The 19,878-nt window shown below is 49.1% G+C and carries 22 protein-coding genes; 18 read left to right on the plus strand and 4 right to left on the minus strand.

The genetic code is table 11. The features are described 5' to 3' along the window. The first annotated feature begins 3 nt into the window (after positions 1-3). The 4 genes from B157_RS0130740 (at position 4) to B157_RS0130755 (ending at position 3,265) form a co-directional block, all read left to right on the plus strand. Complete coding sequence (locus B157_RS0130740) at positions 4-552, plus strand: NADPH-dependent FMN reductase (RefSeq protein ID WP_020607139.1); 549 nt, start codon at positions 4-6, stop codon at positions 550-552. Positions 553-586: 34 nt separating this feature from the next. After that, a complete protein-coding gene (locus B157_RS0130745) occupies positions 587-1,588 on the plus strand; it encodes an aldo/keto reductase (protein WP_020607140.1) in 1,002 nt (333 codons plus the stop codon). 61 nt (positions 1,589-1,649) lie between these two features. Beyond that, positions 1,650-2,660, plus strand: coding sequence for an aminodeoxychorismate synthase component I (locus B157_RS0130750; protein WP_020607141.1), 1,011 nt, complete (start codon positions 1,650-1,652; stop codon positions 2,658-2,660). Between the two features lie 5 nt (positions 2,661-2,665). Further along, entirely contained in the window at positions 2,666-3,265 is a 600-nt protein-coding gene (locus tag B157_RS0130755; protein ID WP_020607142.1) for an aminotransferase class IV, read from the plus strand. Positions 3,266-3,498: 233 nt separating this feature from the next. Here the strand turns inward: B157_RS0130755 and prfA are convergent, their stop codons facing one another. Further along, complete coding sequence (gene prfA, locus B157_RS0130760) at positions 3,499-4,572, minus strand: peptide chain release factor 1 (RefSeq protein ID WP_020607143.1); 1,074 nt, start codon at positions 4,570-4,572, stop codon at positions 3,499-3,501. A gap of 169 nt (positions 4,573-4,741) precedes the next feature. Here prfA and B157_RS0130765 point away from each other — a divergent pair, with 169 nt between their 5' ends. Together B157_RS0130765 and B157_RS0130770 are read left to right on the plus strand one after the other, a co-directional pair. Beyond that, positions 4,742-5,323 (plus strand): hypothetical protein, encoded by a 582-nt coding sequence (locus tag B157_RS0130765; protein ID WP_245565365.1) that lies wholly within the window; start codon positions 4,742-4,744, stop codon positions 5,321-5,323. A 57-nt stretch (positions 5,324-5,380) separates the two neighbouring features. Further along, a complete protein-coding gene (locus B157_RS0130770; protein ID WP_020607145.1) occupies positions 5,381-6,037 on the plus strand; it encodes a Uma2 family endonuclease in 657 nt (218 codons plus the stop codon). Here the strand turns inward: B157_RS0130770 and mnmH are convergent. Together mnmH and B157_RS0130780 are read right to left on the minus strand one after the other, a co-directional pair. Beyond that, complete coding sequence (gene mnmH / locus B157_RS0130775; RefSeq protein ID WP_020607146.1) at positions 6,010-7,059, minus strand: tRNA 2-selenouridine(34) synthase MnmH; 1,050 nt, start codon at positions 7,057-7,059, stop codon at positions 6,010-6,012. The genes B157_RS0130770 and mnmH overlap by 28 nt on opposite strands. Next, on the minus strand, positions 7,056-7,775 hold the full coding sequence (locus tag B157_RS0130780) for a pyridoxine 5'-phosphate synthase (RefSeq protein ID WP_020607147.1): 720 nt from the start codon (positions 7,773-7,775) through the stop codon (positions 7,056-7,058). Before B157_RS0130780 ends, mnmH begins: the two co-directional genes overlap by 4 nt. A 134-nt stretch (positions 7,776-7,909) precedes the next feature. Here B157_RS0130780 and B157_RS0130785 point away from each other — a divergent pair, with 134 nt between their 5' ends. The 4 genes from B157_RS0130785 to B157_RS0130800 all read left to right on the plus strand — a co-directional run bounded on the left by B157_RS0130785 (position 7,910) and on the right by B157_RS0130800 (position 11,637). Continuing rightward, on the plus strand, positions 7,910-8,359 hold the full coding sequence (locus tag B157_RS0130785; protein WP_026309081.1) for a GatB/YqeY domain-containing protein: 450 nt from the start codon (positions 7,910-7,912) through the stop codon (positions 8,357-8,359). A 97-nt stretch (positions 8,360-8,456) separates the two neighbouring features. Beyond that, positions 8,457-8,984, plus strand: coding sequence for a CvpA family protein (locus B157_RS0130790; protein ID WP_020607149.1), 528 nt, complete (start codon positions 8,457-8,459; stop codon positions 8,982-8,984). Positions 8,985-9,040: 56 nt separating this feature from the next. Beyond that, entirely contained in the window at positions 9,041-10,090 is a 1,050-nt protein-coding gene (rlmN, locus tag B157_RS0130795; RefSeq protein WP_020607150.1) for a dual-specificity RNA methyltransferase RlmN, read from the plus strand. 125 nt (positions 10,091-10,215) lie between these two features. Continuing rightward, the gene (locus B157_RS0130800; protein WP_020607151.1) at positions 10,216-11,637 is read left to right on the plus strand and encodes an inorganic phosphate transporter; all 1,422 of its coding nucleotides are present in this window, start codon (positions 10,216-10,218) and stop codon (positions 11,635-11,637) included. A gap of 12 nt (positions 11,638-11,649) precedes the next feature. Here B157_RS0130800 and B157_RS0130805 read toward each other — a convergent pair whose 3' ends face one another. After that, on the minus strand, positions 11,650-12,525 hold the full coding sequence (locus B157_RS0130805) for a transglutaminase-like domain-containing protein (protein ID WP_020607152.1): 876 nt from the start codon (positions 12,523-12,525) through the stop codon (positions 11,650-11,652). Positions 12,526-12,655: 130 nt separating this feature from the next. Here B157_RS0130805 and galE point away from each other — a divergent pair, with 130 nt between their 5' ends. From galE to B157_RS0130845, 8 genes are all read left to right on the plus strand, one after another. After that, on the plus strand, positions 12,656-13,702 hold the full coding sequence (gene galE / locus B157_RS0130810) for a UDP-glucose 4-epimerase GalE (protein ID WP_020607153.1): 1,047 nt from the start codon (positions 12,656-12,658) through the stop codon (positions 13,700-13,702). Between the two features lie 58 nt (positions 13,703-13,760). Then, positions 13,761-14,828 carry a dTDP-glucose 4,6-dehydratase gene (gene rfbB, locus B157_RS0130815; RefSeq protein ID WP_020607154.1) on the plus strand — a complete coding sequence of 356 codons (1,068 nt, stop codon included), beginning with the start codon at positions 13,761-13,763 and terminating at the stop codon, positions 14,826-14,828. 66 nt (positions 14,829-14,894) lie between these two features. After that, the gene (gene rfbA / locus B157_RS0130820) at positions 14,895-15,755 is read left to right on the plus strand and encodes a glucose-1-phosphate thymidylyltransferase RfbA (RefSeq protein ID WP_026309083.1); all 861 of its coding nucleotides are present in this window, start codon (positions 14,895-14,897) and stop codon (positions 15,753-15,755) included. A 415-nt stretch (positions 15,756-16,170) separates the two neighbouring features. After that, positions 16,171-16,575, plus strand: coding sequence for a hypothetical protein (locus B157_RS0130825; protein WP_020607156.1), 405 nt, complete (start codon positions 16,171-16,173; stop codon positions 16,573-16,575). A gap of 105 nt (positions 16,576-16,680) precedes the next feature. After that, positions 16,681-17,265 carry a hypothetical protein gene (locus tag B157_RS0130830; RefSeq protein WP_245565366.1) on the plus strand — a complete coding sequence of 195 codons (585 nt, stop codon included), beginning with the start codon at positions 16,681-16,683 and terminating at the stop codon, positions 17,263-17,265. 227 nt (positions 17,266-17,492) lie between these two features. Continuing rightward, positions 17,493-18,305 carry a sensor histidine kinase gene (locus tag B157_RS0130835; RefSeq protein WP_020607158.1) on the plus strand — a complete coding sequence of 271 codons (813 nt, stop codon included), beginning with the start codon at positions 17,493-17,495 and terminating at the stop codon, positions 18,303-18,305. A gap of 67 nt (positions 18,306-18,372) precedes the next feature. Next, a complete protein-coding gene (locus tag B157_RS0130840) occupies positions 18,373-19,047 on the plus strand; it encodes a response regulator transcription factor (RefSeq protein WP_020607159.1) in 675 nt (224 codons plus the stop codon). Between the two features lie 183 nt (positions 19,048-19,230). Beyond that, positions 19,231-19,812 carry a LemA family protein gene (locus B157_RS0130845; protein WP_020607160.1) on the plus strand — a complete coding sequence of 194 codons (582 nt, stop codon included), beginning with the start codon at positions 19,231-19,233 and terminating at the stop codon, positions 19,810-19,812. The last annotated feature ends 66 nt before the right edge of the window (positions 19,813-19,878 follow it).

Consider the following 19,878-nt stretch of genomic DNA (forward strand, 5'->3'; position numbering starts at 1 on the left):
CCAATGCGTATTCTTACCATATCCGGCAGTTTGCGGGCAGCATCAACCAATACCTTGTTGCTGGAGGCCATTGCAGAATTGGCCCCCTCCTCTGTTACCGTTATCCGCTCTGGCAGCCTCGACAGTCTGCCCCACTTTAGCCCCGAACGAGATGTTGACCCAGCCCCGGAAGCCGTAACCGACCTTCGCACGCAACTTCGGGAGGCCGACGCGGTTATCATCTGTACACCCGAATACATTCATAGTATGCCGGGCGTTCTGAAAAATATGCTCGACTGGGTGGCTTCATCGGGCGAGTTCGTCCATAAACCTGTGGGCGTTCTCAGTGCTGGTCCTTCCGATATGGGTGGCTCGCGGGCGCACACGGCCTTGTCGCATACCATGGAGGTGCTGATGGCACAACAACCCGAACAGGCATCACTGATTGTTCCCTTCGTTCGGCAGCGTATGGACGCCGATGGGCGGGTAACTGACCCGGTTTTAAAACAGGCGCTGCAAACGGTTCTGTCGACCCTGATTGATACGGTCGGGAAGCAAACGGCACAAGTATGAAAATTCTTTCTTTATCTCCAAAAAACAAAACGATATGAAAAATAGAACGCTGGGTAACACGGGCGAACAATTATCCGCTATTGGGCTGGGCTGTATGGGCATGAGCCACGGCTACGGTACGCCCGATGATACGGAAAGCATCGCCACCTTACATAAGGCACTGGACCTGGGTATCAATTTCTGGGACACGGCCGATATGTACGCGAATGGTGTCAACGAAGAACTGGTTTCGCGGGTGCTGGTACCTAATCGGGACAAGGTGTTTATTGCCACCAAGTTCGGGTTCCGGTATCGGGATGATGTTGCGGGAATCGGAGGCATACCGGGTACTTATTTCGATGGCTCGCCCGCCTGGATGAAACAGGCCGTGGAGAAGAGCCTGAAACGGTTGAAAATCGACACCATCGACCTCTATTACGCCCACCGCATCGATCCAAATGTGCCGGTTGAAGAGATGGTAGGGGCAATTGCTGATCTGGTTACAGAAGGCAAAGTGCGTTACCTCGGCCTGAGCGAAGCCTCAGCGGCCTCCATTCGTAAAGCGCACGCCGTTCACCCGATTGCCGCCCTGCAAAGCGAATATTCGTTACTGACCCGCGATGTAGAAAAGGAAATTCTGGGCACCATTCGTGAACTGGGTATTTCGCTGGTGCCATACTCGCCGTTAGCACGGGGGCTCATCACCAACACGCTCGATGTTACCCAGTTGGATACCAAAGACTTTCGGCGTACCCTGCCCCGCTACAACGACGAGAACCGCGATAATAACCAGTTGCTGGCGAGCGCGTTTGCCGATCTGGCGGCTGACAAACAGCTAACGGCGGCTCAACTGGCACTGGCCTGGGTACTGGCGCAGGGTGACGACATTATCCCCATCCCCGGAACTAAAAAACGGAAATACCTCGAAGAAAACGCGGGAGCTGTCGACGTAATCCTTTCTGAATCAGACAAGGAAGCTATCGAGACCTTACTGGCCCGTTACCCAAACACAGGTCCGAGGTACAGCGAAGGGGCACTCAAACTGGTGAATCATTGAGGGTCGAACTATATCAAATGCACCCGTGTCACATCGGTAGTAATCAACGGTATGTTTTTCCATGACTTTTGATCAGGCAACCGACCAGATGGATGAGTATGGACGGCAACGGCGGCCGTTCTTGTTCATCCTGGATTTTGACCTCAAATGCCCTCTTGTCCTACGCCCGGACGAATGGAAGGCCCACGATGTTGCCTTTGATTTCTCGGGAACACCGGCCCCCGCTTCCCCTGAGCCGTTCTGGTTTCGCCGGTATCCCACACCGTTTGAGCAATACCGGGTTGGGTTCGACTATGTGGTGAAGAACATCCACCTGGGTAATTCGTTTCTGGTAAACCTGTCGGGGCAGACGCCCATAGAAACAAACCTAACTCTGGGCGATATATACGTCCGGACAACAGCCCGCTATAAACTTCGGCTGGCTGATCGATTCGTGTGTTTTTCTCCGGAATCGTTCGTACAGATTCGTGGTAACCGGCTGGCAAGTTTCCCGATGAAAGGGACAATTCAGGCTAGTCTTCCGAATGCCGAAGCAACTCTGCTGGCCGATGCCAAAGAAGCCGCCGAACACGCCACCATTGTCGATCTGATTCGGAGTGACCTGAGCCGAATTGCCCAAAAGGTGTGGGTGGAACGATACCGCTACATTGACCGGATTGACACGCATGAGGGTGGTCTGCTCCAGGTGAGTTCAGAAATAGCGGCCCTATTACCCGACAACTGGCGCGACCAGCCCGGTACATTGCTGGCCAGCCTGTTACCCGCCGGGTCAATTAGCGGAGCACCCAAACCCAAAACAGTCGAACTGATCCACACTGCCGAACAATACGACCGGGGGTATTATACGGGGGTTTGCGGGTATTTCGACGGCGAGCATCTGGATAGTGGTGTTATGATCCGGTTCATCGAGAATCAGCAGGGGCAGCTCGTTTTCAAAAGTGGTGGCGGTATTACTGCCCGTTCCGATGCCTGGTCGGAGTATCAGGAAATGATCGATAAAGTGTATCTGCCGGTATCCGTCGAAGCCGACTTGTCGATAAATTCGCAGGAAAATTCGTCGTTCATCCCGTGATTTCTATGCCCTCCTGCCTGGAAACGATCTGTGTCCGAAACCGACAATTACAGCATATTTCGGCGCACAATGACCGGTTCAACCGTACCCGGCTGGCCTGTTGGCAAATGAATGACCCCGCCCGACTCGAAGACTTTATTAAACTTCCCAATTGGCTGCTTCCACCAGAAATCTACAAGTGCCGCGTAACGTACGGTCCTGACATAGAAACGATTGAATTTGAGCCATACCACATCCGGCCCGTACAGAGTCTGGCCCTGGTGAATGCGAATGGATTAATGTACAGCCATAAATACGCTGACCGCCAGGCCATCAACAACCTGTTTGCCAGGCGTGGTTCTGCCGATGACATCCTGCTGGTTCGTGATGGTTTATTAACGGATACCTCCTACGCTAATGTAGCCTTATTGGCGGGTAACCGCTGGTATACCCCGGCGCACCCGTTGCTCGAAGGTACGCAGCGTGCCCGTCTGCTGGCCGACGGTATCCTGCACCCCGCCGATATTCGCCCCGCCGATCTGCCTCGCTTCGAGAGTATCAAATTGATGAACGCCATGCTCGACTGGGAGCAGACTACGCCAATACCCGTACAGGCAATTCGCTGACAATAATACTGCCGGCAACCCGGCACGTTACCCAAACACAGGGCCGGGGTACGGTGAAGGAGCACTCAAACTGGTGAATCGCTGGGAAGGGAAGAATGAGAATAGGAAATGGTTACAGACTGTTTTGAGAAATTACTCAGCTAAACAAAAAATGGGCTGCCAAACACCGTCAGGTGTTTAGCAGCCCATTTTTTGTCATCGGCATCGTTACTATTTGTTGGTAGAAGAGTGCCTTATACCGTTGCGCCTTCCTTCAATCGTTCGGCGTTTTCGGCGATGCGGAGTTGCTCGATGAAGTCGCCAATGTCACCGTCCATGACGGCGGGGAGGTTGTGCGTAGTCAGGCCAATGCGGTGGTCGGTTACGCGGCTTTGCGGGTAGTTGTAAGTCCTGATTTTATCGGACCGGTCGCCACTACCAACCATCGTTTTGCGTTGGGAGGCAATGGCTTCGTTGTGCTTTTTAAGTTCCATTTCGTAGATCCGGGAGCGCAGAACGGTCAGGGCTTTATCAAAGTTTTTCAACTGCGAGCGTTCATCCTGGCACTGCACTACCATTCCCGTTGGGATGTGGGTCAATCGTACGGCAGAGTAGGTCGTGTTTACAGACTGGCCACCAGCACCCGACGAGCAGAAGGTATCTTTCCGGATGTCGTTCATACTGATTTCAACGTCTACTTCTTCCGCTTCGGGCAGTACCGCCACACTGGCCGCCGAGGTATGAATGCGCCCCTGGGTTTCGGTGGCGGGTACGCGCTGCACCCGGTGAACACCCGATTCAAACTTGAGTTTGCCGTATACGTCCTCGCCTTCTATCTCGGTTATAATCTCCTTATAGCCGCCCGATGTGCCTTCTGTAAAATCTACCAGCGACATGCGCCAGCCCATTTTTTCGCAAAAACGCTGGTACATCCGGAAAATATCGCCCGCAAAAATAGCGGCTTCATCGCCCCCGGTGCCACCCCGAATTTCGAGAATCACGTTCTTGCTGTCGTTCGGATCTTTCGGCATCAGCATCTCTTTCAGTAGCTCCTCCAGTTCTTCCCGGCGGGGCAGTAACTCGTCAAGCTCCGTTTTGGCTAAATCCCTGAAATCTTCGTCCTTTTCGGTCGCCACGATCTGTTTGGCGTTTTCGATTTCTTCGAGTAGTTGCATGTAGGCCTGGTACTGCGCCACAATCTTCTCCAGATCTTTATATTCTTTACTCAGCTTCATGAATCGCTTCTGGTCCGAAACGGCTTCGGGCTGCACAATTTGCTGAGATACTTCGTTGAAGCGTTCGCGAATGGCTTCTAACTGGTCAAGCATAGTATAGTACTTTATCTGCCAGCGTTGTGGCAGCGATATAGACAATTATGAAACACAAAATTACGAAAATCGCGGCAGTTCGATTATGTATTGACTGATTGCAACCAAGCGGCTGCCGGTGTGGTTTTCTATCTGAATGACGATATGTATTCCTATTGAGTTCCTGTCTATGAAACCCTGCCTGCTTCCTATTCTTTTCCTGACAACTTTTTTATTATCCTGCAATCCGGAACGGGTGCATTATACGACCGAATTGAAGCAGGAGATGGCCGATTCAAAAATCAAGCGCATCACCAACGCCGACCTTATTGCTACGGTTGATAATCTGGGCGGAAAGATCAGTATGGTTATCCAGAAAGAATTGGCCACGCAACTGCAGAAAACCACCGACCCGGTAGAGCGGGCCAAACTTTGCCAGTTAGCGAATTTGCCCCGTACCAAAGCCATTGCTAAAAGTTACGAAGTTGATATAAGACTGCTGGGCTCGGCCGATATACAGAATAAAACGCTCAACGCAAAAGAGCGGGAAATTCTGGATGCGTACCGGTATAGTGTCGGGCAGAAACAGGTGCCGATTTCCAATATTCAGAAAATCAACGATACATCGTACGTGTACAACGCGGTTGTTCCGCTGATCAGCCCGATCTGCAAAGCCTGTTTTGGCAAAGACACCCTTCCATTTGCCGTCTGGCACATCGGTTTTCAGAAACGCGAAGTGGTCCGTCGGATGCAGTCCTCCAAAAAGAAATAAGTATATTCGTAGAAATAATTTCGTGGAAATGATTTCGTGGAAATAAACTGGTGTGATATGGAAGCCGTTGCCCTAAAAATCCCGATGACGTTGCAGGAACATAGTGAAACCGTATCGCCGGACCGCCCCGATATGCTCCGCATTCCGGCAACCTGGGAGGAGTACCTGGAACTGGCTGAACAACTCCCCTACAACATTGAGTATTACGAAGGAGAGATTATTCTGATGAGCCAGGCCACCGATTTACACGAACAGTTAATTAGTCAACTTGGCGCATTGTTTGTCGATCTTCTCGACGATCAACCCGATTATCGGGTGTTGGGCAGTAACGTTAAAATCTGTGTAGCCGAAGGTTCCGCTGAGTTCAACGCCGATTTATCGGTCGTTAAAGGGCCATCAGATTTTGCTGTGTTGCCAAGCGGCCGGGTATCAACGGCGCGGATCAAGAATCCGGAAATTGTGGTAGAGGTATTGTCGAAAAGCACCAGAGCGTACGACCAGTCGGACAAACTTGATCAGTACCGGCTTATTCCCTCCCTGAAGCACATTCTTTTTATCAGTCAGGAAGAAGTGTTTGCCCGTATTTACTCCCGCACTGAACAGCCTGACCAATGGTTTGATGCCGATTACCGGTCTATTGAGGCTACCGTTCTGATGGGTTCACTGGCTCTGCCACTTCGAAAAATCTACCGCAAAACGCCTTTTGCCGCATAATTGTCAGCCCAGGCAATCAACTGTTTGGCAGTTTCTGCCGGATTATCTTCCCGAATTTCTATAGGATGAACCAGAGCGGCATCGCGCTGGGATAGGCCGTGCAGATACGCTTTGTCGTAATAATCCAGCGTTAAGTCGGCTACGGTAGCGTAATCGTTTCGCGTCAGAGCATCCAGCGCATCTTTCGTTATTTTTCCGCCCAGTCGTTTCTGAATCCGTTCCGTGGCATCTACCAGGAGCTGATGGTCGATACCGGCGTATTCATGGACCAAACGCTCTACCCGGCACGATTTTGTTACATCGATGAACGCAACCGGCGCGGCCCGCATCTGATGCCAGAGCGGCATTGGAATAAAGCACGAACCGATGCTCCGGCTTTCATCTTCAAGCCAGATGCGTTTGGTACGGTCGAGCTGACGTAACTGCTGATGCACCAGGTTTTCAAACTGTTCCGTGGCGGGTTGGGCTGCCTGACCGATGGCCCCGTAGGTCGAGCCTTTATGATTGGCCAGCCCTTCCAGATCAATGATTTGTTCACCCTGCCGGGCCAGTTCTTTCAGGATATCGGTTTTACCGCTACCCGTCTTACCGCCAAGAATAAGCAGCTTACGTGGCTCCGTAAAGGCTGAAAGCACCGTGTTTCGGTACGCTTTGTAGCCGCCTGCCAGCGTCGATGCCGTGAGTCCGGCGGTGTCCAGCAACCAGGCAAATGAACTGCTTCGCATACCACCACGCCAGCAGTGAACCAGCACTTCTTTTCCCTGCGGGTTCAGTTTTTTCGACTGCTTTACAAAGTTGGCCAGCTTTGGCCCTACCAGAGAAAGCCCAAGTAAAACCGCCGAATCCTTCCCTGCATTTTTATATTTGGTACCCACCAGCGCCCGCTCGTCATTGTCGAACAGGGGAATACTGACTGCCCCCGGAATATGTGCATGCTGGTATTCCCCCGGCGACCGGACGTCGATAATGGGTAGGGTTTGGGCTTTGTCTAAAAACTCCTCAACCGGGTGTTTATGAATCATTGGATGCTCAGGCAGCGTAAATAGAGTTGGATGGTATTTTCCAGACCCAGATAAAGGGCGTCGCTTATTAGTGCATGGCCAATGGAAACTTCTTCGAGCTGGGGGATCTGTTCAGCAAAGTAACGTAAATTTTCCAGGCTTAAATCGTGGCCGGCATTCAGCCCCAGGCCGATTTCTGTGGCTCGTTTGGCCGCCCGAACAAAGGGCGCAACGGCCGCTTCCCGGCCCTGGGGATAGTGAGTGGCGTATGGTTCGGTATACAGCTCAATTCGGTCTGTACCAACCGCTTTCGCGCCATCGACCATTCGTTCGTCGGCATCCACAAAAATAGAAACGCGGATACCATCGGCTTTAAACGTGTCGATCAGTTTCCGCAGGTGGTCGGCGTGGCGAATGGTGTCCCAGCCTGCATTAGACGTAATGGCATCGGGCGCATCGGGCACCAGCGTCACTTGCGCAGGCTTTACCTGCTTCACGAGTTGGATAAACCGGTCGTCGGGATTACCCTCGATATTGAATTCGGTCGTAACGACTTCACTCAGGTCCAGCACGTCCTGATAGCGAATGTGCCGCTCGTCGGGGCGGGGGTGAACGGTAATGCCCTGCGCACCGAAGCGTTCGCAATCGAGGGCAACCTGTACCAGGTTCGGGTTGTTGCCGCCCCGCGCATTCCGGAGGGTCGCAATTTTATTAATGTTAACGCTTAAACGAGTCATGTATAGTAAAGAGCGAAAGTACGAAAGAGCGAAAGAGTTAATTGGCGCTCTTGGTTTTGTAACTTTGCAGCAAGAGTGAAGGTTCAGTAGTTTTTTATCGCTCATTCACTCATTCACTCTTTCGTTCTTTAACTATGTCTCTAAAACAACAAATCGACGCGGATATAAAGCAGGCCATGCTGGCTAGAGATCAGGATAAATTACGGGCACTCCGGGCCGTAAAATCAATGATCCTGCTGGAAGAAACCAAAGAAGGGCAAACCGGCGACCTCAAACCCGAGGACGAAACCCGGATTCTGACCAAAGCGGTGAAGCAGCGAAAGGACTCGGCCGATATCTATCGGCAGCAAAACCGTCCTGACCTGCTGGCTACGGAAGAAGGAGAGATTTCCGTTATCGAGAAATACCTCCCCCAGCAACTGTCGGAAGAAGAGTTAAAAGAAAAACTACAAGCCATTATGGCCCGCGTAGGTGCATCGGCTCCCTCCGACATGGGCAAGGTTATGGGGGCTGCAACGAAGGAATTGGCCGGTCAGGCCGATGGGAAAGCCATTTCGGCCATGGTGAAGACGTTGTTACAATGAGCGAATGAGCGAATGAGTGAAAGAGCGAAAAGCTGAATCACTCATTCGCTCATTCGCTCTTTCACTCATTGTAAATTTGAACACACTCGACTTACTCATGCTGATTCCCCTTGCCTGGGGCGCATTTAACGGCTACCGAAAAGGGCTACTGGTAGAAATCGTGGGCATCATTGCGTTTGTGGTGGCCATGATTGTGGGGTTCAAATTTCTGGGGTTTGGTATCGAGCTATTAAGCCCGTATATCAGCCGGGAGGTAGCCCGACGGATCCTTCCGTGGCTGGGATTCTCCATCATCTTTTTTCCAACGGTAATGATGATCAATCAGTTAGGTTTTTCTATCCGTCGATCACTCAAATACTCGGTGTTAGGTACGTTCGATAGTGTAGCGGGGGCGGCAGTCGGTGTTTTTACGTGGGTGTTTGGAATTAGTGTCATTCTTTGGCTGTTGAGTTATATGAATGTAAAAATGCCGCCCCGCCAGGTCGAAACCGCCTTTTTATACCCCTATATTCGGCCCATTGCCCCAAAAGTCATGGATAAAGCTGCGGTATGGGTGCCGAAAGGACTGGAAGAAGGAAAGAAATGGCGGGCAGAAAATATAATGAGTGAAAGAGCGATAGAGTGAAAGGCCAGTTTTATTCCTAACGCTCTTTCATTCTAACGCTCTTTCACTCTTTGACCATGAAACAGGATATCCGTAAAACAACACCCGCTCAACTGAAAGACTGGCTGACCCAGCAGGGGGAACAGGGCTTTCGGGCTAAACAGGTGCATGAATGGCTCTGGAAAAAATCGGCCCGGTCATTTGAGCAAATGACGAACCTGTCGTTGCCCACGCGGGACTTGCTGAATGCTCATTTTGACATTCGACCGCTGACGGTTGCTGAAGAACAGCGTAGCAATGACGGCACCATCAAATCATCGTTCCGGCTGTTCGACGGTAATCTGGTAGAAGGCGTGCTGATTCCGGCACTGCGAAACGATGAACACGGTGACCGTATGACCGCCTGTGTATCGAGTCAGGTGGGTTGCTCGCTGACCTGTAAATTCTGCGCGACGGGTTATATGGACCGTAAGCGCAACCTCGATGCCGCCGAAATTTATGATCAGGTAGTGGCCATTGACCGGCAGGCGAAAGAAAACTATGATGCCCCGCTCTCCAACATTGTATACATGGGCATGGGGGAGCCGCTGTTAAACTACAAAAACGTGCTCGAATCCGTCGACCGCATCACCTCGCCGGATGGCCTGGGTATGTCGCCGAAGCGAATTACGGTTTCTACGGCGGGTATTGCCAAAATGATTCGGCAACTGGGCGATGATGCTGTGAAGTTTAATCTGGCTTTGTCCTTACACGCGGCCAATGACCAGAAACGCGATCAGATTATGCCCATCAACGAAAGCAATACGCTGGACGTGTTAGGCGATGCGCTGGGGTATTTTTATAAAAAAACCGGTACCCGGATTACGTTCGAATACATTCTGTTCTACAACTTCAACGATACGTTGCAGGACGCTCAGGAACTCTGGAAGTTTACAAAACGCGTTCCGGCCAAGATCAATATCATTGAATACAACCCCATTGCCGAGGCAAATTTTAAAAATACAGATCCCCAGACACTGGATAAGTTTGCTGGATTTCTGGAAAACAAAGGCGTAACGGTTAATGTACGCCGGAGCCGGGGAAAAGATATCGATGCCGCCTGCGGCCAACTGGCCGGAAAGAAGTAGTGCGCCCGGCTGCCTTACGTGTGTTAACAATTTGGTAATATGCCTCTGCGCTGTTTGGCGTACTTTTGTAGCAATCATCAGCTTACGGACCCACCGTTTGCTTACTTACAGAAGACAACTTTCTCATGTTTGGATTAGAAACGGATGTTTTTATCCTTCTCTTCATCAGCCTCTTCGCTGCCTGTGCCTTTGAATTTGTAAATGGTTTTCATGATACAGCGAACGCCGTTGCTACCGTTATCTACACCAATTCGCTGAAACCAACCGTTGCCGTTGTCTGGTCGGGCATTTGCAATTTTGCGGGGGTTTTGCTGGGCGGTATCGGGGTTGCCATGGGGATCGTGAACCTACTGCCGGTCGAGTTACTGGTCGATCAGAATGTATACCATAGCATCGCCATGGTACTGGCCTTGTTGATTAGCGCCATTATCTGGAACCTGGGGACCTGGTATTTTGGTCTGCCCAGCTCCAGTTCACATACACTGATCGGGTCTATTCTGGGAGTAGGCCTTGCTTTTGCTACAATGCCCGAAAACACAACTGGTTCGGCCGTTAACTGGGAAAAAGCCATCGAAACGGGCGAAGCGCTGCTGTTGTCACCCCTGCTGGGTTTTAGCCTGGCCATTATTTTGATGTTTCTACTTCGTCGGTTCGTGAATGAGGAAACAAAAACTCAACTGTTTAAAGAACCGAAAAAAAACGCTCCCCCGCCACCCTGGATTCGGGCTATATTGGTTACAACCTGTTCGCTGGTAAGTTTCTTCCACGGCAGTAATGACGGGCAAAAAGGAGTCGGCTTAATCATGCTTATCCTAATTGGTGTTGTTCCATACCAGTTTGCTATTAAAACCGATCTGGACCCTAGCCTGTTAGGAACCAATATCAGCGGGATTGAGCAGAGTATTGCTACGCTGGATTCAAACCGGCTTTCGGCGGTTAACCGAACCCGGTTAATGCAGACTCGAAATGAACTGGCAGGGCTAAGCAAGCTGGTAAATGGTCCTTTGGTCGACAACAAGATTCCAAACGAGGAGCGGCTGGAAGTTCGTCGTGACCTATTGCTGATTAACAGCAATATGAAAAAAATTGTGGAGGATGAAGGGGCTAACTTAAGTGCGAGCCAGGTGGCCACGCTGAACGCAAACCTGGGCGAAGAGAAAGGGTTGCGTCGGTTTACGGATTACGCGCCGTTGTGGGTTATTCTGATGATTGCCCTGTCTTTAGGACTTGGCACCATGATTGGCTGGCGTCGGATTGTAGTAACTGTAGGTGAGAAGATTGGTAAGCAACACCTGACGTACGCGCAGGGGGCGTCGGCCGAGCTGGTAGCCGCAGTCATGATTGGCGTTGCTTCGGGTTTGAAACTGCCCGTTAGTACTACACACGTGCTCTCATCGGGCATTGCGGGTACCATGGTGGCTAACAAAGGTATCAAAAACCTCCAGGCTGATACCGTTCGTAACATTGCCCTCGCCTGGATACTTACACTGCCTGTTTCGCTGCTGTTATCGTTTACGCTCTACATATTCTTTCGCTGGCTATTGTAAAAGCTGGATTCGTTACCGTTGTGTATAGTCGGACAGGGGCAATCCGTCGCCATCATCGCGAACGGTGTTGAGAATTTGTTCTACCTCGCGAACCCGTTCCGTATCACCATTTTTCTCGAAAGCCAGGGTCAAGTTGCGTAGTACCCGCCGAACGATGTCGGCATTAGTGCAAGGCTGATAAAAGGTGTCCAGTCGTTTAATGTTTAACTGGTCGATATACTGGTCAATGTCTTTTGTTGTGAAGACAAGTCCCCGGTTAAATACATTGATGTAAAACTGAACCCCTGCATTGTTTTTATAGGTGAGTACGAACAGGTTTGGCAGATTCACCCCATAAACGGGTAGGTTTAACCGTTTGGCAATGAGCATGTACAGTACACAAAGGGTGATGGGGTTGCCCCGGCGCGATTCGAGAACCTGATTGATCATGGAGTTGGCCGGGGAATGGAAATGCTTGGTGTTGGGCGCGAACTTCAGCTTCGAGAAAAAAGCCGTATTCATCGCCTTTATCTGCTCATCGGGATGCATATCCGTTTTGAAGTCCACCCACACATCATAGAACAACTGTTCAACATCCTGTTTGAGTTTGTGTAATGAGAGGTCAGGGTACTGATAAGTTGCCACAATCCACAGCCCTTCCAGCAAGTCCATTGCTCCACCGTTCTTCCAGTCGCGCATTCGGTCAAGAACAGATTCGTACTGAAGATCGTGGATAATCTCTTCAATGCGCTTTTGTAGAGCGGGATTAAAGCTTCCTTCCCATTCCGTTTCCAGGAGGGGAATCATTTGCCCGCCCATCTGCCGAATTCGCTGCTCGACGTGGTCCACAACTTCCTGGTCTTCGTCGTCCAGAAGCGAAATAAGGGCTTTCAACTCGTTGTCGTTCATTCGTATAGATTACTTTGCTGACTATCCTCAGAATAAATACTACTTTCGTAAACCTCCTGAATATACTACTTTTGTTGGGTTGTACGACTTACCAGGTTAAAGTAGTAACAAAATTTTCATAAAAAACAGTTTGACTCCTACAGGCAATTCCCCCAAAATTCTGGTTACCGGCGGAGCCGGGTTTATCGGCTCCCACACGGTTGTTTCGCTGGTTGAGGCTGGTTTCGAGCCGGTTATAATTGATGATTTCTATAACTCCGAGCGTACTGTACTCGATGGGCTGAAGGCCATTCTGAATCGGGAAATTACCTGCTATCCGGTCAATTGTAATGATGCTGCGGCTATGGCCGATATTTTTCAGAAAGAAAACCCCGTTGGGGTTATTCACTTTGCGGCCTACAAAGCCGTTGGTGAGTCGGTGGCTGAGCCGCTGAAATACTATCGTAATAACCTGGACTCGCTGTTATTACTATTGGAAATGATGCCCAAATACGGCGTACAGAATCTAGTGTTTTCGTCATCCTGTACCGTTTATGGCCAGCCGGAGCAGTTGCCCGTTACGGAAGAAACGCCCCGCCTGCCTGCGCAGTCACCTTATGGTAACACAAAAGCCATTGGCGAAGACATTATTCGCGATGCAGTACGGGCCAAACTCCCGATCAAGGCCCTGGCTCTTCGGTATTTCAATCCAATTGGGGCACACCCTTCTGCCGAAATTGGTGAATTGCCATTAGGTGTTCCCGCAAATCTTGTGCCGTTCATTACGCAGACGGCGGCTGGTATTCGGTCCAGCCTGACTGTATATGGCGATGACTACAACACGCCGGATGGAACCTGTATTCGCGACTATATTGATGTGATGGATTTGGCGGATGCACACGTAGAGGCTCTCCGGAAGCTAATCGACGAGTCAGCTGCGAGTCTTTACGATGTGATTAATATTGGCACTGGCAGGGGTGAAACCGTTCTAAACGTCATAAAAACGTTTGAACAGGTAACAGGTGTTACGGTAAACTATCAGCTTGGCCCGCGCCGGTCTGGCGATGTAGAACAGGTTTATGCCGATGTATCAAAAGCCAACCAGGCGCTGGGATGGACGGCCCGTCGTTCGCTGGCCGAATCATTACGGGATGCCTGGAAATGGCAGCAAAAAATTAGCCAGCGTGAGCGGACTTAAGGTTTGCAGGTATGCTTATTGCACATTGCTAAAAACTGTAGATAAGAAACAATAAATCATGAAACTATTAATTACCGGTGGGGCCGGGTTTATCGGGTCGCACGTTGTTCGACTGTTCGTTACCAAATACCCTGAATACCAGATTTACAATCTCGATGCATTGACCTACGCCGGAAACCTGGCCAACCTGTCGGACATTGAACACGCGCCAAACTATACGTTTGTGAAAGGGGATATCACCGACGCGAAATTTCTGGAGGATATGTTTGCCGAACTTTCCTTCGATGGGGTCATCCACCTGGCCGCCGAATCGCACGTTGACCGCTCCATTACCGATCCCATGTCGTTTGTGATGACCAACGTGGTTGGAACAGTAAACCTGCTCAATACCGCTAAGAATAGCTGGAAGGATGCCGACGGAAAGCCAGCCTACGAGGGCAAGCGGTTCTACCACGTCTCGACCGATGAGGTGTACGGCTCGCTGCACAATCCGGAAGATTTCTTTACCGAAGAAACGGCCTACGACCCGCAGTCTCCTTACTCGGCTTCCAAGGCAGCTTCGGATCATTTTGTTCGGGCCTACGGCAACACCTATAAGTTGCCGGTGGTACTATCCAACTGCTCCAACAACTACGGCCCGAATCACTTCCCGGAAAAACTGATTCCGCTAATGATTCATAATATTCAGACCAATAAACCACTGCCCGTGTACGGCAAAGGAGAGAACGTACGGGATTGGCTGTATGTTGTCGACCATGCCCGTGCTATCGATGCCGTTTTCCATACCGGCAAACTGGGCGAAACATACAACATAGGTGGTTTCAATGAATGGAAAAACCTTGACCTGGTACACCTGCTGTGCCAGATTATGGATCGAAAACTGAATCGGGAAGAAGGCACCTCGGCCAAATTAATTACCTACGTAACGGATCGTGCCGGGCACGACCTTCGGTACGCCATTGATGCCCATAAAATTATGAATGAACTGGGTTGGCAGCCATCGCTTCAGTTTGAAGAAGGCCTCGAAAAAACGGTTGACTGGTTCCTGGCCAATCAAACCTGGCTCGATAACGTCACATCAGGTGCCTATCAGGGCTATTATCAGGACATGTACGCAAATAGATAATTGTGAATGGGCGAATGAGTGACTATTTACCGCACACTCATTCATTCATTTACTCATTCAGAAACTATGAAAGGGATTATATTGGCCGGAGGCTCCGGTACTCGTCTTCATCCGCTTACGCTCGCGGTATCCAAACAGTTGATGCCCGTCTACGATAAGCCGATGATCTATTATCCGCTATCGATTTTGATGCTGTCTGGCATCCGGGAGATTCTTATTATTTCGACTCCGCACGATCTGCCTCATTTTGAGAAACTCCTCGGCGACGGTGAGCGTTTTGGTTGCCAGTTTACGTACGCCGTTCAGCCTAGCCCCGACGGCCTGGCGCAGGCATTTATCATTGGCGAAGAGTTTATTGGCAATGAGAAGGTCGCACTGGTATTGGGTGATAATATTTTCTATGGCTCAGGCCTGTCCAAATTGCTTCAGGCCAATAATGATCCGGATGGTGGCGTAGTGTATGCCTATCAGGTAAACGATCCTGAGCGCTACGGCGTGGTTGAGTTCGATGATCATTTTAATGTTTTATCCATCGAAGAAAAACCCGAGAAACCCAAGTCAAATTACGCCGTTCCCGGCCTGTATTTCTACGATAATGAGGTAGTTGATATTGCTAAAAATATTAAACCTTCCCCACGCGGTGAACTGGAAATTACGGACATTAACCGGGTCTATCTGGAGCGTGGTAAACTAAAAGTCGGCGTTCTGGACCGGGGAACTGCCTGGCTCGATACGGGTACCTTTGAATCATTGATACAGGCCGGGCAGTTCGTACACGTAATCGAAGAGCGACAGGGATTGAAAATTGGTTGTCCGGAAGAGATTGCTTACCGCATGAAATTCATCACGGCCGAACAGTTGACAACCATTGCAAAACCATTAGTCAAAAGTGGTTATGGTGCTTACCTGCTAAATCTTCTGAAGTAAGAAAAGGAATTGACTACATCAGTGTGTGGTGTATTGACGGATAAAAAAATGCCGGGGCAAATTGCTCCGGCATTTTTATTGACCTAACCTATAAGAAATATCGTTATTGATGCCTGCTTCAGTAGTCGCGGTATCAACTATAGGGTCAAAGGTAGAGCCTGAAGCAGGGCAGATGAAGAGAAGAAATACTGTTTTTAGTTACTGTAATCAGGGTAGGCGAAAATGCGCACTTTACTACGTAGTTCTACGTATTGCTGTATTCTTTATCTTAGTTAAGATATTGTTAGTTAGTTAGTTATCTTGTTTTGGTATTTTATAGGGAAAATGGCAATTGGCGTTTCCTGTTGTATGTTCGTTACGCTTTCCGGTTTTATCCATTCTAGATATTTTTTACTTTATTATTCTTTTTAAGCGCATGAACGATTCTATTTTTAATGAAAATGCAGGACGTTTTCTTACTGCTAAAGAAACCAAATCCCTCAAAGAGACCTACCGCAATTGTAAATTGGCCTGTGGTGAAAAAGAAGAAGAATACACCCGCTCGGAGTTTTTCGGCCTCGACAGAGTGAATCAGTTGCTGAAGCAACCGGGCTGTGTAGGGGTCCGTGTTCATTATGCCAACCGGTGGGAAGATGAGGATGGTAAACCTGCCGAAGTGGGTAAAGGACAATTTAAGCCCCGTGTTTTGCTAACAGGTGTCGATGCAAAGGGGAGAGATTTGGGCGCTCAGTCAGGTATGGGTGGGCTTAAAGATGATGGTGATCCGGGTGAGATGGTAGTGGGTGATGGGTGGACGTGTCCTAAACAGTGTGCTGCTTAGTTGGAAGGGTGTTAAATCATGACAGAAAGACTTTTTCATCTAATTGAAAAATACCCCTTAAATTTAGTTTCTCATTTATTCAGTCTTCTCCCAATTGCGCTGGGATTGGCTTTACTCAACTGCTTATCAACAAGTTATAAGGTTGTCTTGTTGCTGTTTGCCCTGTACTTCATCAGTGATACCTATTCGCTGTGGCTGGTTATGGCGCGGGTGAGTACGTACCCAATTCAAAATCTACAACCGCTATTTGAAATAGGAATCATAACTGCCGTTTACCTGAACAGTTTTCGGAAAAACGAAACGGGGAAATGGATAAAACTCGCTGCTATTCTGAGTGCATTCATTATTGTTTTCAGTTATCGGCAAAGTACTATTTCAACGGTTGGCCTTACGACACAACGCCTGTTTGAAACGATAACAGTACTACTCTATTTTAATAAAATACTGATTGAAGCACGGGTGAAAAACATACTGTTCCATAGTATGTTCTGGCTGAGTTCGGGGTTGTTGATTTATTCGGCCGGTACATTTTTCTTTTCACTTTTTAGCTCGTACCTGTATAGCGATACTATTTCAAATGAAGAATTTGATCCGTTCTGGAGACTAAATCAAATTTTATACATCATATTCTGCCTGATGTCGTCCGTTGGTATATGGGTTTGCAGGTATGAAATAGATAACCTGTCTTAACAAAAAAACAGTAAAACAGGATAAAGTAAAATTTATTCCGACTTGAAAGGACGTAAGACAAGAGCTATAAGGTATTGTATATCAACAGCTAGCCTCTTTGCTCTTACGTCTATTTTATTTGAAGTAGTACCGCCTTTACCGTTTACTCAATGGTTCACTTAAACAGTTGACATTCAATCCGTTATTTTTGACCTTTACTAATCATGGATTGGCTGTAAATAGAGATAATGTCGACAAACGCCGGTTTTGCAATTGCCGTAGGAACGGCTGTATTATTGATAATGGCCGTGTTCATTATCATCTTCGTCGCTTATTATCAGCAAAAACAAACCCAACAGCAACTCGCTATCAAAGAGCTACAGGCGCAGCATCGGCAACAGTTGATGGAGGCCACTTTCCGGGGCCAGGAAGAAGAACGAAAACGGCTCGCCGAAGACATGCACGACGGTATCGGCACCATGCTGTCCATTACCAAAATGAGCCTGAACCAACTGGAAAAACAGTTGGGTAGTACGATGGAACTGGGGTTACAGTTTCAGAAGACGCGTTCCATGATTGACGAAACCATGACCAATGTCCGGCGTATCAGCCGGAACCTGGTTCCTACAACGCTGGAGCGGTTTGGTTTGCTGGCCGCTCTGGAAGAACTTGCCGAACGTGCAACAACGTCCGAAACGGAAGTGCAGCTAGTGTACAGCGAATCGGCCATTCATTTGCTCCCCGTTACGGAGTTGATGTTTTATCGCATTGCGCAGGAGTTGGTAAACAATGCCATCCGCCATGCCCGTGCCAGGCACATAACGATTCAGCTAGTTTATTTCGATAGCGAAGTCCGGCTTTCTGTACTGGATGATGGCGTTGGATTTGATGTCGATGCCGTTATGGAGAACAGGCAGACTGGTCTGGGGCTTCGCAACATTGAGAGTCGACTGAACGTAGTTAATGGCCATGTAACGTTCGATTCATCACCCGGCCGGGGGTCCCAAATTCATGTGCAGGTTCATCTGCACGAAGTACAGCCTGCAAAAATAATGAGTTGATTTGTTGGCGGGATAATGGCAACTTGCGACTAACGATTATGGTTTTGATCCTAACTCTTCCTTCTCTATGCGAAAAATTAAACTAGCCATCTGCGACGATCATACACTATTCCGCGTTGGCATGGCCACCATTGTTGGCCAGATTCATGACTTCGAACTAATTCTGGAAGCAGGCAATGGTCAGGAATTGATCGATAAAATTCCCCGCAAGATGCCCGATGTGGTACTGCTCGACCTTCAAATGCCGGTTATGGATGGAACCGCTACCGCCGATTACTTACGGGAACACTACCCACTCATTAAGATCGTTGTGTTAACGATGCACGACGAAGACAGAATGGTTCTGCATTTACTGGAGAAAGGCGTTAGCGGTTATCTGCTCAAGGATGCCGAAGCCGGCGAAGTAGAAAAAGCCGTTCGTAAGGTAATGGATGAAGGGGTATATCTGAATGAGTTCGTATCGAAAGCTATGCTCCGCAAAATGACCAATAAAACAACGGTCAATAAGCCCATCAATGCTTTCTATAACAGTAAGGTACTCTTATCAGAACGGGAAAAAGAAGTATTGATGCTAATTTGCGAAGGCCTTTCGACCAATGAAATCAGCGAAAAAATCTTTTTAAGCCCCCGCACGGTCGAAGGGCACCGGCTACGTATCCTTGAAAAAACGGGTACCAAAAATACGGCCGGCATGGTAGCCTACGCGTTTAAGAATGATCTGGTTGGCAACAGCATGGTGTAAGGGGAGCCAGTAGACCGGGTTTTAAGGGGGCAGGTAATTGATAAACCCATTGTTCGATTACCAGTTATCAAAACAGAAGCCAGCTAATATTGGTAAAAACGCCGTTGGCGTAGTTTTACACTAACAAATTAGTAGTTTTGACCAACTTTGCCCCTAATCTTAATCACTGGTCTCTACTATACCATGTCAAAATCATTAATTATCGTAGTTGTTATCGCCCTGGCTCTGGGCGTGTTTGGCTGTAGTTCGTATAACGGTCTGGTCCAGGAAGACACCAACGTGCAGGAAAAATGGGCACAGGTGCAAACGCAATACCAGCGCCGGTCAGACCTGATTCCGAATCTTGTTCGTACCGTACAGGGAGCGGCTAACTTTGAGAAGAGTACGCTGACGGCAGTTATTCAGGCTCGTTCTAAGGCAACCAGCATTAATCTGACTGCCGACCAGCTAACGCCTGAAAATATTCAGAAATTTCAGGCTGCCCAGGATCAACTCAGTGGGTCACTGTCCCGATTGCTGGCGGTAGCGGAGGCTTATCCGCAACTGAAAGCAACCCAGAATTTCTCCGAACTTCAGGCGCAGCTTGAAGGGACAGAAAATCGAATTTCTGTCTCCCGAAATGACTTCAATGGGGCCGTAAAAACCTATAATCAGTCGGTTCGTTCTTTCCCGAATAATATCTTCGCCGGCATTTTTGGATTCCCCGTAAAAGGATTCTTCGAGGCTTCGCAGGCCGCCCAAAGTGCGCCAACTGTACAGTTTTAATGAATAATGGATAATGTACGATGAACAATGGGTGGCTTTCGAATCGCCATTGTTCATTGCACATTA

Source organism: Spirosoma spitsbergense DSM 19989, from assembly GCF_000374085.1.
Lineage (GTDB): Bacteria > Bacteroidota > Bacteroidia > Cytophagales > Spirosomataceae > Spirosoma > Spirosoma spitsbergense.